Raw genomic sequence first — 13,489 nt, forward strand, 5'->3', positions numbered from 1 at the left:
GAACAATCAAGAACGGCGGGTGAATGATAACACGATGTCCTGCGGATCATCGCCAAAGCCGCTGCCGAACAGGTTGAGCCCGCGCCGATTGGCGGCATCCTCACGGACTTCGAAGCGAACGCGGATCGGCTTGTTGAACGCCAGGCCCAGCCCGGCGATCGCGGTAGGCCCGGCGGCCACGCCATTGACAAAGCTGCCTTCCCGAGTCACGCGCCATTCGGTAAGCTGCCCGTATTGGGTGCCGCCTTTCCACTTGTCGGGCGTCAGCTTGCCTTGGCGCTCGCCGAAATCGCCGGGGCTGGTCCAGGTGCCGACCGGCAAGCCGTTCACGCTGACCGTAATGTCGGACGGCCAATCTTCCCGGAACCCCGGGGCCTCGGAACAAACCTCCGCCCGGATGCAGAGCTCCTCCAGTTCGACGCTCGGCGGCAGCGGATTGGCAAAGTAATATTCGACGTAGCCCGCTTCGGCGAACCATAGCAGCGCAGCTTCGGTTCGCTCCGGCATATAAAACGCCCGCGGATCGTCCGGGGACCCGATCGGGCCCGCGTCGCGCCCGACCATGCCGCAGGGCGGGCTTACGGAGCAGATGGAATACATGCCGATGGGCATGTGAATTTCCTCGACATGATGGAGCCCTTCTCCCGGATGGGTCGGGAGTTCCAGGAGAATGGAGCGGCAGGTAACCGAACAGATTTTTTCCCGGTTGGCTCCGGGGGCGGAGACGATCAGCTCGGCCTGCTCCAGAATCTGCACATTGATGGAAATGGTCGGTTGAGCGACGCCAAGCGCTTCGGCCAACTGGCTGATGCTCATCGGTTGCTTGCCCAACGCTTCGAGGATACGGACGCGGACGTCCCCGGACAGCGCTTTGGCCACGTCGAGAATCCGGGAGGCCGGATAGCGGAGGGGGTCCTGACGGTAAGGTTCACTCATCTAAATGTTCCTTTCTTCAGTTGGTAGCCTAAATTCAGTCCTAGCACGCAACGGGATCAAATCTGTAGCCAGTGTACCTCAAAAATAATGTATTGTAAATTTATAATATACATTGTGATTATATAATATATATGCTATCATGAGGGCGAAATCATCCTAATCATCATTGTTCCAGTTGAAAATGAAAGGTGTGCAAATTTGATGACAAAACCATCGTTAACGGCGGAAGCAGCCGCGATTCCGCGCCCGGAGCATCCCCGGCCGGATTGGCGGCGGACGGATTGGCTCAATCTGAACGGGACCTGGTCGTTCCGGCACGAACCGATCGGTGAAGGGGCCGGTACGTCCCGGGAGGATGGAGAAGCCAAAGATTTTCCGGAACGGATCGAGGTGCCGTTTTCCTGGTCCAGTCCGTTGTCCGGGATCGGCAAGAATGAAGCGGGGATCGGCTGGTATCGGCGGACCGTCGCCTGGCGGCCGGAAGCGGACGGGTCGCGGATTTTCCTCCATTTCGGCGCCGTCGATTATCGGTGCGATGTTTGGGTCAACGGCGTCCATGCCGGATCGCACCGGGGCGGATACGGCAACTTTGAGTTCGAGGTGACGGACTGTTGGAACACGGGCGGGGAAAATACGATCCTCGTTCGCGCGGAGGATGCGGACGGCGACGATCAGGCGCGCGGCAAACAGGGGTACGGTGAGATTCGCGGCATTTGGCAGCCGGTCTGGTTGGAAGCGCGGCCGATCGTCTATGTGCGGGATGCGAAGTTCCGCACGTCTCTCGACGGGCGGGTAGAAGTGACGGCCCGCATCGTTGCCAAGGAAACCTCGGCGGCCACGCTGGCCTTGCGGTTTCTGGACGGGGCCGTTGAGCACGCGGAAGAGCTGACGCTGGCCGCCGGCGAGAACACGGTCCGCACCTCGTTTCAGGTGGCGGAGCCCCGGTTGTGGAGCCCGGAAACGCCGCATCTGTACGAGGGGGAGCTGCGGTTGACGGCTGCCTCCGGGGAGGACGCGGTCGCCACGTATTTCGGCATTCGCGAAATCGGCACCGCCCGTTTCGGGCAGCGGGATTACCGCTGGATCACGTTGAACGGTAAGCCGATTTATCTGAATGGCGCGCTGGACCAATCTTTTCACCCGACCGGTTATTTTACCTATCCGACCGACGAGAAGATGCGGGACGAAATTTACTTGATGAAGCGCCTCGGGCTGAACTTCGCGCGGATCCACATCAAGCCGGAAGAACCGCGCAAGCTGTATTGGGCGGATAAGCTGGGGTTGCTGATTATGCAGGATATGCCCTGCTTCTGGGGCGCACCCGGCGAATCGGCACGGACGGCCTACGAAAGCGAAGCGCGCGAAGTGATTGAACGCGATTATAATCACCCGTCGATTTTTTCCTGGATCATGTTCAACGAGACGTGGGGCTTGAAATCGGGGAAAGCGGCCGGCAGCCTGACCGGGGATGAATCCGGCAACATGAATTATTTGCCCGAGACCCAGGAATGGGTGCAGGGGATTTACCGCTGGGCCAAAGAGATGGACCCGACGCGCCTTGTGGAGGACAATTCCGCCTGCAACTGGGACCATGTCGAAACGGACTTGAACACGTGGCATTTTTACGTGAACGGGTATGAAAAGGTGCGCGAGCATATCGGCAATGTGGTAGCCAACACGTATTCGGGGTCGACGTTCAACTATATCGGCGGGCGAACGCAAACGGACGCGCCGCTAATGAACAGCGAATGCGGCAACGTATGGGGCATCGAGCACAGCGCGGGGGACAGCGATCTGGCTTGGCATTACCGCTACATGCTGAACGAGTTCCGCCGCCATGACAAGATGTGCGGGTTCGTGTTCACGGAATTCCGGGACGTGACGAACGAATTCAACGGGTATTACCGGCTGGACGGGACGGAAAAAGACTTCGGCTACGGCGGCTTCGTGCCGGGCATGACGCTCGCCGACCTGCATGCGCCGGACATGATCGTCATCGACGCGCCTCCGTCGCAAACGGTCGCCGCCGGGGCGAAGGTGTCCGTGCCCCTGCTGCGCTCCAGCTATTCGGACCGCTACCACGGCCGCACGCTCCAACTCGTTTGGGAGCTGTGGCACGACGACCTTGGCGTTCGCGTTGTGGCGGACCGCGGCGAGCGCGCCGTCGCCTGGGAGGATTACGGCGTGGCGGAGCTGGCACCGCTCGAGGTCGCGATGCCTAAGCAGGACGCCGTTGCGGTGCTGGCCCTGCGGCTGGTCGCCGAGGGAGGCGAGACGGTGTCGCGCAACTTCGTCGCGTTCGACGTACGCGGCGACGGCACCGTTCCCGAGCCCGCCGGCGGCGGTATCCGTACGGTGAGCGTCCCGGTGGGCGGCTACGCGCAGCAGACGTTTGCGGTGCAATGGGAGGCGATCCAAGGAGCGAAGGTCAGCGGCGCGGGCGCAGGCGCTTTCGCGTATGAGGTACGGCTGCCGGAGCGGGAGGAGCTGGCGCTGATCGGCGACATCGAAATCGCCTTCGAAGCCGGCGCCAAAAGGGTGCTCGCCCGCAATTTCGAAGGCGCCAAAGTGCGCGATCACGGGATCGGCTACATGCACGGGGCTCCCGCCGACGTCGAATACAACCCGAACACTTATTACATGACGGATGAAGTACGCCATGAATCCGTGGTGACGGTTTGCATCGACGGCGAACCTGTCGGAAGCGCGCATCTCCCCGACGATCCGGCGGATGCCCGCGGCGTCTTGTCCTGGCATTACCAGCCGGTGGACAACCGCTTGGACGAGGCCGGCTCGTACGGGTACCTATGCCGCGTCAAGGTACCCGGGCGCATCGCCGCCCAATTGGACCGCAGCCGCCGCTTCCGGCTGGAGCTGCGCGCCGGGGAAGGCGGGCTGGCGCTGTATGGCCGCAATGCCGGGCGGTATCCGCTGGACATTCAGGTGCGCTGCCGTTAGCCGGTGCACTGTCCTAACCGGCGCGCTGCCGCTAACGGGTACGTCACCGCTAACATGGGACTCGCTGGAGAAGATCCGCGAGCACGGATACGCCCCCGGCTACAAGGAGCGGGAGCCGGGGGCGTCCGCCGTCTCCGCGCCGATCTTCGACCGGCGGGGAAGCTGGCCGCCGCCCTGTCCGTGTCAGGCCAGGATCAGGGCTGGGACTGGGGCGGTCAGTCGCTTGACGCTGCAGCGGCTCGTGGAGTACGGCCTGTCTTGGTGGATGCGACGAATAGCTGTTGACGGATGGGGAAATAAGGTGAGTAAATCACCTTATTTCGCTAGCGGAGGCTTAAATCGGACAAATAAGGTGATATTATCATCCTATTTGCCCGGAAAGCGGTGATTTCAGCCGTAGTCCCGGCGAATAAGATGATATTATAACGCTATTTCGGCTACGTCCGAGCGAATGGAGCCAATAAGGTGATTTCATCACCTTATTATCTGTGCCTCCAGCGCGTCGCGGCGGCCGGCGGCATGTTCAAGGGACTGAGAAGTGCCCTTGATAGAAAAAATAATCGGCCAGGGTGGGTTCAATCATACCTGGCCGATTTTTTTCTTTATTGACTTAGTTTTTGAGGGATGTCTTCCTCGTAAATCCATTGGCAGGCAAAGTTGATCCATGAGGGACGACCCCATCGGGGCGAACAAGGGAACAAACCAATCCCCTTATTCGTGCTCCTGGGCTCAGCCCGGCAATCGGCGCCCCTATCGGCGCCCCTACCCGTTCAGCAGCTTGGCGATTTCCGTACCGGACAGCAGCTCTCCCAGCGATCGGTTCAGCGGCAGCGGCTTGTTGCCGAGGCAGGTCCGCACCGCGGTCAACAGGACGCGCACGTCGTATCGGCTGGGGTGCACGGGAATCACTTCCTTTTCCAGCTTCAGCAGCCGGTATACCGCCGTCATCGCCGTGCGGACGGAATATTCCACCGTAAACACGCAGTCGTCCGGCACCTCGGCAAACTGTCCGAGGAAGGCGAGGTTGACGCTGCCCTGCGGCACGACCTGCGGGCGGTCGCCAGCCACGCGCGGCATGAACTGCGAAGTGATATACGGCATCATACAGGGAATGACGTTGGTCGTATGGGCCAAAATTTCCGGTATGCGGTCCTTCAACCCCATATGGTAGCAGAGCTCTTCCAGCAGCTCGCGTCCGGTGCAATCGGCCATCTTCTTGCCGACGTAGTTGCCGACCGCGTCGGGGAACAATCCATAGGCCCACAGGACTTTGACGTTGTCCGGCTGGTTGAGGAAATGCGGCTGCTTCGGCGCGGTCCACGACATCAGCCAGTTGGAGTCCTTGATCGTTACGACGCCGCCCATCCCCGGCAAATCGCCGGTCAGCTCCAGCAAATGCGGGAATACGATGTCGTCGTCGGTGAGAGTGACCGTAAAGGACAGCCATTTGGTCTTGTCGATATCCCCGCAAAATACCTCCGGCCGGCCGAAATCGGGAGATTTGGCGGCCAGCTTCTCCCACAAGCTCCAGCAGCCGCGTTCATCGACAGACCGATTTAATACGGCGGGCCGGTTCAAATCGCCTTTCGTGGAGTTTTCCGTCATCGAGCCGTTCGTGACCATGACCAAGTCGCCGCGGGAGACGGGGATTGTCTTGGCCGCCCCGTTTACCTTTAGATGGATGGCGGTTACGACCTTTTCGCCGCCTGTCGTATCGAGTTCCAGGTCGACGACCTGATGCCCTTTGTCGAAGCGGACGCCCTGCGCTTCCAACCATTTCACCAGCGGAAGGATCAGCGAATCGTATTGGTTGTATTCCGTGTGCAAAATGCCCTTCAATCGGTTCATGCCGGAAATCAGATGCATAAAACGCTCCATGTAACGCTTCACTTCCACGACGCTGTGCCAGTTCTCGAACGCGAACATGGAGCGCCAGAAATACCAGAAATTCGTCTCCAGGAAGCTTGCGTCGAAAAATTGCTCAATCGTCGTTCTCCCCAGCTTCTCCTCGGTCAGCATCGCCAGTTTGCCAAGCTGCAAAGCATGCGCGGTCGACAGTCCCAGCGTGGAAAAATCCGCTTTTTGTCCGGCGTTCTCCACCAGCCGGCAATGCGACTCGATCGGCTCCGCCAGGTTCAATTCGCGGAATTCGTCCAGCACGGTCCGATCGGGATTGGTCAACGACGGGATGAAGCCGAACAGCTCCATAAAACACTCGAAGTGCTCTTCAATTTCGCGTCCGCCGCGCGCGCTGTAGCCGTCCTTGGCGTTGCCCGCCCCGTCCATCGAACCGCCGTATACGTCGGACTCCTCCAGGATATGGATGTTTTTCCCCGGCATGTGTCCGTCGCGGATCAGGAAAGCCGCAGCCGATAAAGAGCCGATGCCTCCGCCGACCAAATACGCTTTTTTTGCCGCGATGCCTTCCGGAACCCGCGGATGAACTCTTTGATACGTTCCCATAAGTCGTCTTCCTTTCTCAATGGAATAGGTTTCCTGCTCATGAGCTGCTTCAAATATATCTCCCGAGAAAAAAGAAAACCATGGACATTTGAAGGTAAATGTCCATGGTTTGCACATGCGGGAAACATTGTGTCGTTTGTGAGCAACGTGTGAATTCAAGCAAGCGAGGGGAGGCGGCGGTCACCCGTGCCGGTAGTTTTCCAAACTGCGGGTCAGATTGCCGCCGAGGATTGTTCCGACCTTGTCGACGATTTCGACCGGATCGGTGTGAGCCCCCGCCTTCAACCATTCGATCACCTGCCCGCGGACGGCCAGCGCGTAAAAATCGGCAACCTCCTGTTCGGCGCGTTGGCTCACGTCCCGATCTTGCGCCAATTCCCGCACGACTTCGATCGCAACGCCGTAAATCACGTCGTACAGAAACTTTTCCAGATGCTCGCGCCCCAAGGAATGGAAGGTGTTCAGGCACATGGTCTTGTGTTTCTGCGTATAGCGCAGCACGCTCAAAAACCCTTGCTTCCAGCCGGTGTAATTGCGATACGGCTCAAGGCCTTCGATCACTTCCGTCCGGTATACCCAACCGAGCAATTCGTAAATGTCCTGAAAATGATTGTAAAAAGTATGCCGGGTGACACCGCAGTCCGCCGTAATCTGCCGGATCGTGATTTTGTTCAACGGAACGGTAAGCATCAGCTTTTTCAAAGAACGGGCCAGTGCATTTTTGGTAATTTGGGAGTATGACATTTCGCCCTCCTAGGATAGTAAATAGCCTCTCGGCATTCGCCGAGGCAGATGGGACAAGGATTTCCCTGCCTCACCTAAACTGCTCTCCTCCTACTTTTGTAGGGGGATTTTTTATTGCAGCCCCGTTTTGAATTGGAAAAAAATATTTTCAAATGCGGGCTGATTTTCTCAAAAAAACACTTGACATATCCCAAAATCCTCCAAAATCGCGTGAAAGGGGATGCCCCTTACTACTTGCGATTGGAGGGTGTTCCACTTGAAACCTGTATTCGTTCCGCATTCGGAATTCCAAGCTTTTGTTCTTCATCAGCTTCGCACCCATTACGGTCCCGGCGTCGTCCTCATCCACAAAGATTGGCCGTTCGTCGCCAAGCTCTGGATGACCGATCTTACCGCCATCACGACATTGCTCGAGGACGAATACGCGGATCAGGGGCCACAGCCCCGGGACCCGGCGTCCATGCTGCGTTCCTACCTGCTCCTGCTCATGACCAATTCCCAGATGGGACTCACCGAATGGATTAACGAGTTGAAGCGTACGCCGATCTACCCATGCTTAGCGGTTTTCCTTTCGATGATCTTCCCGGCGTCGGCACGTTCTACGATTTTTTCGACCTGCTTTGGCCTGCTGTAGACAAGCACCTCAACCCCCGGAAACAACGCAGACGCAAAGGGAAAACCAAGAAGGGCAAGAAGAAAGGCGAGAAAGCCCCACCCCCACACCCGGCCGAGTCGAGCGCCTGGTGAAATGGATGATGCGTCATGCCGATAAGAAAACGGGTTTGCCTGCCGACAAGCTCTTTGATTTCTTTCAATCTCAGATTGTTTCGGTATCGGCAAAGTTCGGTTTGCTCGGGAATCTTTCGGCGCTTGGCACCGCCGGCGATGGCACACCCGTCGTCACCAGCGCCTATCCCCGAAGCAAACCGACCTGTGATTGTCGTGCCCGCGGTATAGCTGAATGCAACCACCCTCGTCTTTACTCCCAACCCTACTGCAACTCGGGATGGGACAGCGCCCGTGAGAAATACTTCAACGGCTACCACCTGTACATGATCTCTGCGGCAGACAGCAAGTACGATTTGCCCTTGTACCCGAGACTTCAGCCTGCCTCACGGCTTGACGCGGTCAGTCTCGTCTTGAGCTCGGTCGAATTCAAGCAACGTTTCACCTTGGGCACGGTAGATAAAATGCTTCTGGATGCCGCTCACGATGCAGAGCCTATCTATCGTTCCAAAAAGAACACCGAGCGCCAAACGGCGAGCGACATTCACATTTCCCCCAAGGGCATTCCGATTTGCCCGAAGGGAAGGGAAATGAAGCCGAACGGCACAGACCGGAAGCTGCATCGTCGCAAGTGGAGATGTTCCCCCGTTTGTGGCTGTTCGACAGCCAAGTTTGGCCGTACCTTCTACACGAAAACGAGCGATGATCCACGGCTGTTTCCCAAAACACCTCGCGATTCGCAGAGGGGGAATCTGGTTTACAAGCGCCGGACGTCCGTTGAGCGTTCCGACAAGCGGGAGAAAGTCGATTACAAGCTGGAACTCGGTCGGCACCGCTCTACGATGATGTGATACATGCGCATCTAAGGCATTAGGATCTGCCAGCACATGGATGCCTGGTATGTCAGCCAGAAGGACGAATGGGACAAACTGAAATCTACGTTTTACCCGACAAACGCCTAAATTTTTCAAAAATACCGTTTGGCAAATGGGCGGAGTCTGTCCTTTTTTGAAACTGGTTTTCATCTCCCATAATTTCCAGCACCCATTTCCTTGTTTCCTCTGTCATTTCCCCTTCAACCCCAGTCTAATTCCGAGAGGCTATGTAATATAATTTGGGACTAGACTCCATCAACGAGGACAGCACCCGGTTAGGCCTGACTGGCGTTCTTGAGCTAGCGGGCGATTATCTCGGCATCCGGTGGTACATAGCGGGGCTAGGGATCGTGGGAGGCCCGGTTCACCCGACGGTCGTTGGCGCCGATGGTTCGGAGGTCGCCAATTTCCATGATTTGGGGTAATATTAAATAAATATATGTAAAGAGGTGATTAAAATTATTATTATATGGCAAAATATTGTGATTCAAGTTTTGGTGATAGTTGCTGTAATATGGTTAATCGTTCGGATACTGAAAAAAAGAAAAAAATAGAAACGATACGGTAATTAAATTTCCAAAAGTGCGGTTCTTTGAAAATATTAAAAGACCTGAATCTTTGGTAGATGCAGAAGTCGGGTTAAACGATTAGTTGATAGAATTAAAACAAAAATATTCTTAAAGGGCCTGTTCAAAAAGCAACGTTTCAGTTTAAAGTCAACAACATAGGAAGCCAACACAGACTCCAAAGTTGGGAATGAAAGGGATTGGGAGGCGCTGGCTAATCTTTCTCGGCACCGATTCAATTTCAGACCTTAAATTTGGACAGACGTATCCCTTGTGCCGTAATTCTCTTTCTTTCAGTTGCGTGCGGCGGGCATTTACGCTGCCAACTGTAGCGAGATTTGCTCTACTTGAATCTCTTTCCATTTTTTGAGGGTTGTCACATGATTCGGAGGCAGAACGGTTTCCCGTACATGCGCAATCATCCGCTCAATGAATCGAAACGCATCTCGCAGAATAAACCATTTCTCGACGCGTTTAGTTGTACGCACCGGCACCTTCTTATGCTTCATGAGAGAAGTCAGTTGATTCGACTCTTGCGCAAACGCTAGTTCCACCTGCTTGCGGAACATCAGCATGTGTTCTTGCAGCGGACAGGCGGCGCATTTCTCTTCATCCCCGCAAAACCAGGCCGTGTTTGTATCTTTATCGAACCCGTCGAATACGAGGGCATGCCCTTGCTCGCATTCCGGTTTCCCTTCGGGAGAGCAGTGTTCGGGAATGATTGTGTTTGTCTTGAACTCTGTTACGATGGCCACATTGTGCTTCAAGAGCGCTTCTTTCTGATCATCGGCATCGAAGTAACCCAGATCCGCCACCAGATAATCGACATTCAGCTCTTCGATCTTCTTCATTATTTCAATGAGCGGCAGCATCACTTTGACGTCCGCTGTATCATTGGGCAGAATGATCGAGAACAAGACAATCGGACCTTTCGGACTGGGGCAGACGATGGAGTGCTTACGGTAGCCGATGAAAAACTTGTTCTGGTTCGCCTTCGTTCGCTGCACACCGACTGTCGCGTCCGGATCGGAATATGTCTTCTCACATGCACACTTGCTCTGATCCGGGCAAGAACAACGTTTGTGCTTGTATCCGTTAACGTTCGCCCAAACGGGTCTGAAATCGATGCCCGTAAGCGTCGGCAGCAGAAAGTCTTTCAGCTTCAATGCCTCGGCAATGAGGTCAAAGAGAATGGAATAAAACAATTCGCGCTCACCTTGGATCGGAAATTGCTCAGGCAACTATGAACCGGCACCTTTTCGATATTGGGGACACCGATAAAGTTGCGCCATGCCTGGTTTTTTGGTTCTTTGAGTTGCCTCACCAGTTCCCGAAACGAGGAAATCTCTGGTCGTGTAAAGTACAGATAATGCATCCGAAAACAGACTCTTGGATCAATCGGAGGACGCCCGCCATCCTTGTAAAGCGGAGCGATCTTCTCAAGCACAATCGGGTCATCGACATGGTCGATGTAATCAATGAGTTCTGCATCAAAGCCGAGTGTGTTATAGTAGTGGTAGGGCAGCAGTTCAAGCTGCAAGTCCATGAAAATGCACCTCGCGAATGGTTAAATTGGTTGTAGGAGTACTTCCATTTTACCATTTTCCGCTGCGGTGCATTTTTGTTTTTCATACGATTTTATGAGCTTTTTGAACTGGCTCTTAAATCTATAATTCCTTGGGTAGGCAGCAAGTATACTATTGCTGTCTACTTTTGCGTCCTTCTATACTTATGGTCATATCGTAATTACTCGATACACATGAGTTTTCGGATTTCAGTGATAGCTTAGCTTATTTTGTGCTTGAAAAATGTATATATTTGGATTAAAATCCTATATGTAAGTAAATATTTCTAATGGAGGGATTTAAATGAATAAAATTCCAATTATTTTTGTTGTCATTCTGTCTTGGTCGTTAGTAGTCTCCTCTTCTATTTTTGCAAGCCCATCTCCTCAAAGCTATCTTAACGAAGATGAAATCAAAGTTTTACATGAACAGACTTATAGCCTGGTTGTTAATGGTAAAGAAGGATTGGTTGACTCACAACCTCTTGTAAAGAAATACAAAGATATCTTCGAACATAACCCCGAGCTCTATTTGGAATATCTCAGCAAGTTAGACGTAAACGATGCCAATAAGATTAGGGAAAAACTGGCTGATGAATCAAGTATTACTTTTACTTCTAAAGGTGATAGAGTAATTAAAATGGATGATGGGAGTTTCATTGTAGAGCACTCTTCTTTAAAAAATAGCAAAGGGATTGAAGTAAAATCAGAAGGAAATAGTGATTCATTTAAATTATTTGATGTACATCAAGACACAGGATGGCAATCATATACCGCTAACAGCAGTGGAGAAAGTTTCACAAACGATGCGAGACAAGATTATTGGGGACTTTGGAAAACTCAAGAACTTCATTTAGTTACGAAGTACAAGGTATACACCTCTACTATAGAAATTACCAGCACAAGTACTGCTGGCACAAGCGCATGGTTTCCAGGTAAGGTCGATGAGAAATCTTCAAAAATCAATAAAAACAATGCAAAAGAAGTTGAAAGTATGGGTGAATATACTATAGCAGGTGTGGTTAAAGAAATAACTTACAGCAAGGATATTACCATTACTACGAATATTAAAATAAATAATGCAAGTGGAGGAAAAATTAATTTTAGTGTTAGAAGTATTGTTGAGGGGCCGTAGCTTTTAATTACTTCAAACATGAAGCGAGACGGGAAGGGACGTTAAAAACTTATGATGGTGTGGCGCGGAGCTGACTTGGCGGAACAAGAGTTTGCCTTGCGCCCTCTTACCTTGTTAGATTGCATAGAAGAGAGCACTGCCAATGAATTGGCGGTGCTCTTTGTGCGCTTAACAGAAAGAAGCGCCCAACTATGGAGTATAGGTCTTCAGCACTCCGCGAGGTGCGGAAGTGCATAACTGACAGGTTGTGTGCAGTCCGTGAGGACAAGAATCTGGAAAAATCCAAAAAGATTTGATAGACGGCGATCCGATGGTCCAACTCTTCCCATGAAGCAAAACTGAACCGCATGTTCAGAAAACGGCGAATGTGAATAGAAAACCAGCATTCGATATGCTGGAATTAAAAGAGAAAATATGGTAATTCGATTTAGCCAAGTATACCATATTTGCCGAAGGTTACAGAAGGGAATTGCATTGCGGCTTATCGGAATTCGAGCTAGAATATGGGGCGAGAGTTACAGTTCCCCAAATCCAAACATCGCAGGAGCGTGAGAGGATGAAGTACAGAAGGTACGGAACGACCGGCAAACGGGTGTCGGAGATCGGTTTTGGCGCTTGGCAGCTCGGGAACAAGCAGGACTGGGCGGCGATGGAGGAGGATGAGGCCATTCGGCTGGTGCATGAAGCGCTGGACCTTGGAGTCAACTTTTTTGATACCGCTCCCAATTACGGTCTAGGTAAAAGCGAGGTCCTGCTCGGCAAAGCGCTGGAACGAAAACGCGACAAAGCGGTGATCAATACGAAATTCGGCCATTCCCCGGAAGGGACCGACTTTTCGGCCGCGCAAATCCGGAATTCGATCGAACGCAGCCTGATGCGGCTGCAGACCGATTATTTGGATTCCGTATTGATCCATAACCCGCCGTTTGATCACCTGGACGGCAAATACGGCCACTACCAGGTGCTGGAGGATCTCAAAGCGGAAGGAAAAATATTGGCCTACGGCGTGTCCGTCGATTCCAGCCGCGAGATGCTGGAGGCGTTGAAGCATGCCCGGCTTGACGTCATGGAAGTGATGTTCAACATCTTTTACCAGGAAACGGCGCAGGCGTTCCGGGCGGCCGCGGAGAAAGACGTCGCTTTGATCATCAAGGTGCCGCTCGATTCCGGCTGGCTTTCGGGCAAATACGACGGAACCAGCTCGTTCTCGGATGTCCGCAGCCGCTGGTCCCCGGAGGTCATTCAGGCCAGGGCGGAGCTGCTGGAGCAAATCCGTTTCCTTGAAAACGAGCAAACGACGATGACGATGGCGGCGCTGCGCTTTATTTTGGCGTACCCGGAGGTGACGACGGTCATCCCCGGCGTTCGGAACAGCGCTCAGCTTCGCGAGAATGTCGCGGCCGGCGCTGCGGCGCTGCCGGACGAATCGACGCGGAAATTGCAGGACTTATGGGAGCGGGAAATCCGCTTCAAAAATCTCGGCTGGTAAATCGCTCGAAGGCAAAACGAACACGGCGGATTA

The 13,489-nt window shown here is 53.8% G+C and carries 13 protein-coding genes; 7 read left to right on the forward strand and 6 right to left on the reverse strand.

Annotated features, from left to right (window positions below; genetic code table 11):
- Nucleotides 1–6 precede the first annotated feature (6 nt).
- Nucleotides 7–936, reverse strand: coding sequence for an ArsR/SmtB family transcription factor (locus ACZF99_RS04965; protein ID WP_483609556.1), 930 nt, complete (start codon nt 934–936; stop codon nt 7–9).
- Between the two features lie 201 nt (nt 937–1,137).
- Between ACZF99_RS04965 and ACZF99_RS04970 the strand changes: the two genes are divergently transcribed.
- Nucleotides 1,138–3,894, forward strand: coding sequence for a glycoside hydrolase family 2 protein (locus ACZF99_RS04970; protein WP_483609558.1), 2,757 nt, complete (start codon nt 1,138–1,140; stop codon nt 3,892–3,894).
- Nucleotides 3,851–4,282, forward strand: a complete 432-nt coding sequence (locus ACZF99_RS04975; RefSeq protein WP_483612543.1) for an IclR family transcriptional regulator domain-containing protein — start codon at nt 3,851–3,853, stop codon at nt 4,280–4,282. Before ACZF99_RS04970 ends, ACZF99_RS04975 begins: the two co-directional genes overlap by 44 nt.
- Nucleotides 4,283–4,656: 374 nt before the next feature.
- On the opposite strand, the gene ACZF99_RS04980 is transcribed toward ACZF99_RS04975, so the two are convergent.
- Together ACZF99_RS04980 and ACZF99_RS04985 are read right to left on the reverse strand one after the other, a co-directional pair.
- The gene (locus ACZF99_RS04980; RefSeq protein ID WP_483609560.1) at nt 4,657–6,357 is read right to left on the reverse strand and encodes an oleate hydratase; all 1,701 of its coding nucleotides are present in this window, start codon (nt 6,355–6,357) and stop codon (nt 4,657–4,659) included.
- A 180-nt stretch (nt 6,358–6,537) separates the two neighbouring features.
- Entirely contained in the window at nt 6,538–7,101 is a 564-nt protein-coding gene (locus ACZF99_RS04985; RefSeq protein WP_483609562.1) for a TetR/AcrR family transcriptional regulator C-terminal domain-containing protein, read from the reverse strand.
- Nucleotides 7,102–7,357: 256 nt separating this feature from the next.
- Here ACZF99_RS04985 and ACZF99_RS04990 point away from each other — a divergent pair, with 256 nt between their 5' ends.
- Nucleotides 7,358–7,735: a hypothetical protein gene (locus tag ACZF99_RS04990; RefSeq protein WP_483609564.1), complete on the forward strand. Its 378-nt coding sequence runs from the start codon at nt 7,358–7,360 to the stop codon at nt 7,733–7,735.
- A 109-nt stretch (nt 7,736–7,844) separates the two neighbouring features.
- The gene (locus tag ACZF99_RS04995) at nt 7,845–8,678 is read left to right on the forward strand and encodes a hypothetical protein (RefSeq protein WP_483609566.1); all 834 of its coding nucleotides are present in this window, start codon (nt 7,845–7,847) and stop codon (nt 8,676–8,678) included.
- Nucleotides 8,679–8,763: 85 nt separating this feature from the next.
- On the opposite strand, the gene ACZF99_RS05000 is transcribed toward ACZF99_RS04995, so the two are convergent.
- Nucleotides 8,764–8,895, reverse strand: a complete 132-nt coding sequence (locus ACZF99_RS05000) for a hypothetical protein (protein ID WP_483609568.1) — start codon at nt 8,893–8,895, stop codon at nt 8,764–8,766.
- Between the two features lie 46 nt (nt 8,896–8,941).
- Between ACZF99_RS05000 and ACZF99_RS05005 the strand changes: the two genes are divergently transcribed.
- The gene (locus tag ACZF99_RS05005) at nt 8,942–9,127 is read left to right on the forward strand and encodes a hypothetical protein (RefSeq protein WP_483609570.1); all 186 of its coding nucleotides are present in this window, start codon (nt 8,942–8,944) and stop codon (nt 9,125–9,127) included.
- A gap of 455 nt (nt 9,128–9,582) precedes the next feature.
- Here ACZF99_RS05005 and ACZF99_RS05010 read toward each other — a convergent pair whose 3' ends face one another.
- Nucleotides 9,583–10,473 (reverse strand): transposase, encoded by an 891-nt coding sequence (locus ACZF99_RS05010; protein ID WP_483609571.1) that lies wholly within the window; start codon nt 10,471–10,473, stop codon nt 9,583–9,585.
- A complete protein-coding gene (locus tag ACZF99_RS05015; protein ID WP_483609573.1) occupies nt 10,431–10,814 on the reverse strand; it encodes a transposase in 384 nt (127 codons plus the stop codon). Before ACZF99_RS05015 ends, ACZF99_RS05010 begins: the two co-directional genes overlap by 43 nt.
- A 322-nt stretch (nt 10,815–11,136) precedes the next feature.
- Here ACZF99_RS05015 and ACZF99_RS05020 point away from each other — a divergent pair, with 322 nt between their 5' ends.
- Nucleotides 11,137–11,967, forward strand: coding sequence for a hypothetical protein (locus ACZF99_RS05020; protein ID WP_483609575.1), 831 nt, complete (start codon nt 11,137–11,139; stop codon nt 11,965–11,967).
- A gap of 556 nt (nt 11,968–12,523) precedes the next feature.
- Nucleotides 12,524–13,456, forward strand: a complete 933-nt coding sequence (locus ACZF99_RS05025; RefSeq protein ID WP_483609577.1) for an aldo/keto reductase — start codon at nt 12,524–12,526, stop codon at nt 13,454–13,456.
- The last annotated feature ends 33 nt before the right edge of the window (nt 13,457–13,489 follow it).

The sequence above is a fragment of the Paenibacillus sp. JL3B1040 genome, from assembly GCF_057063165.1.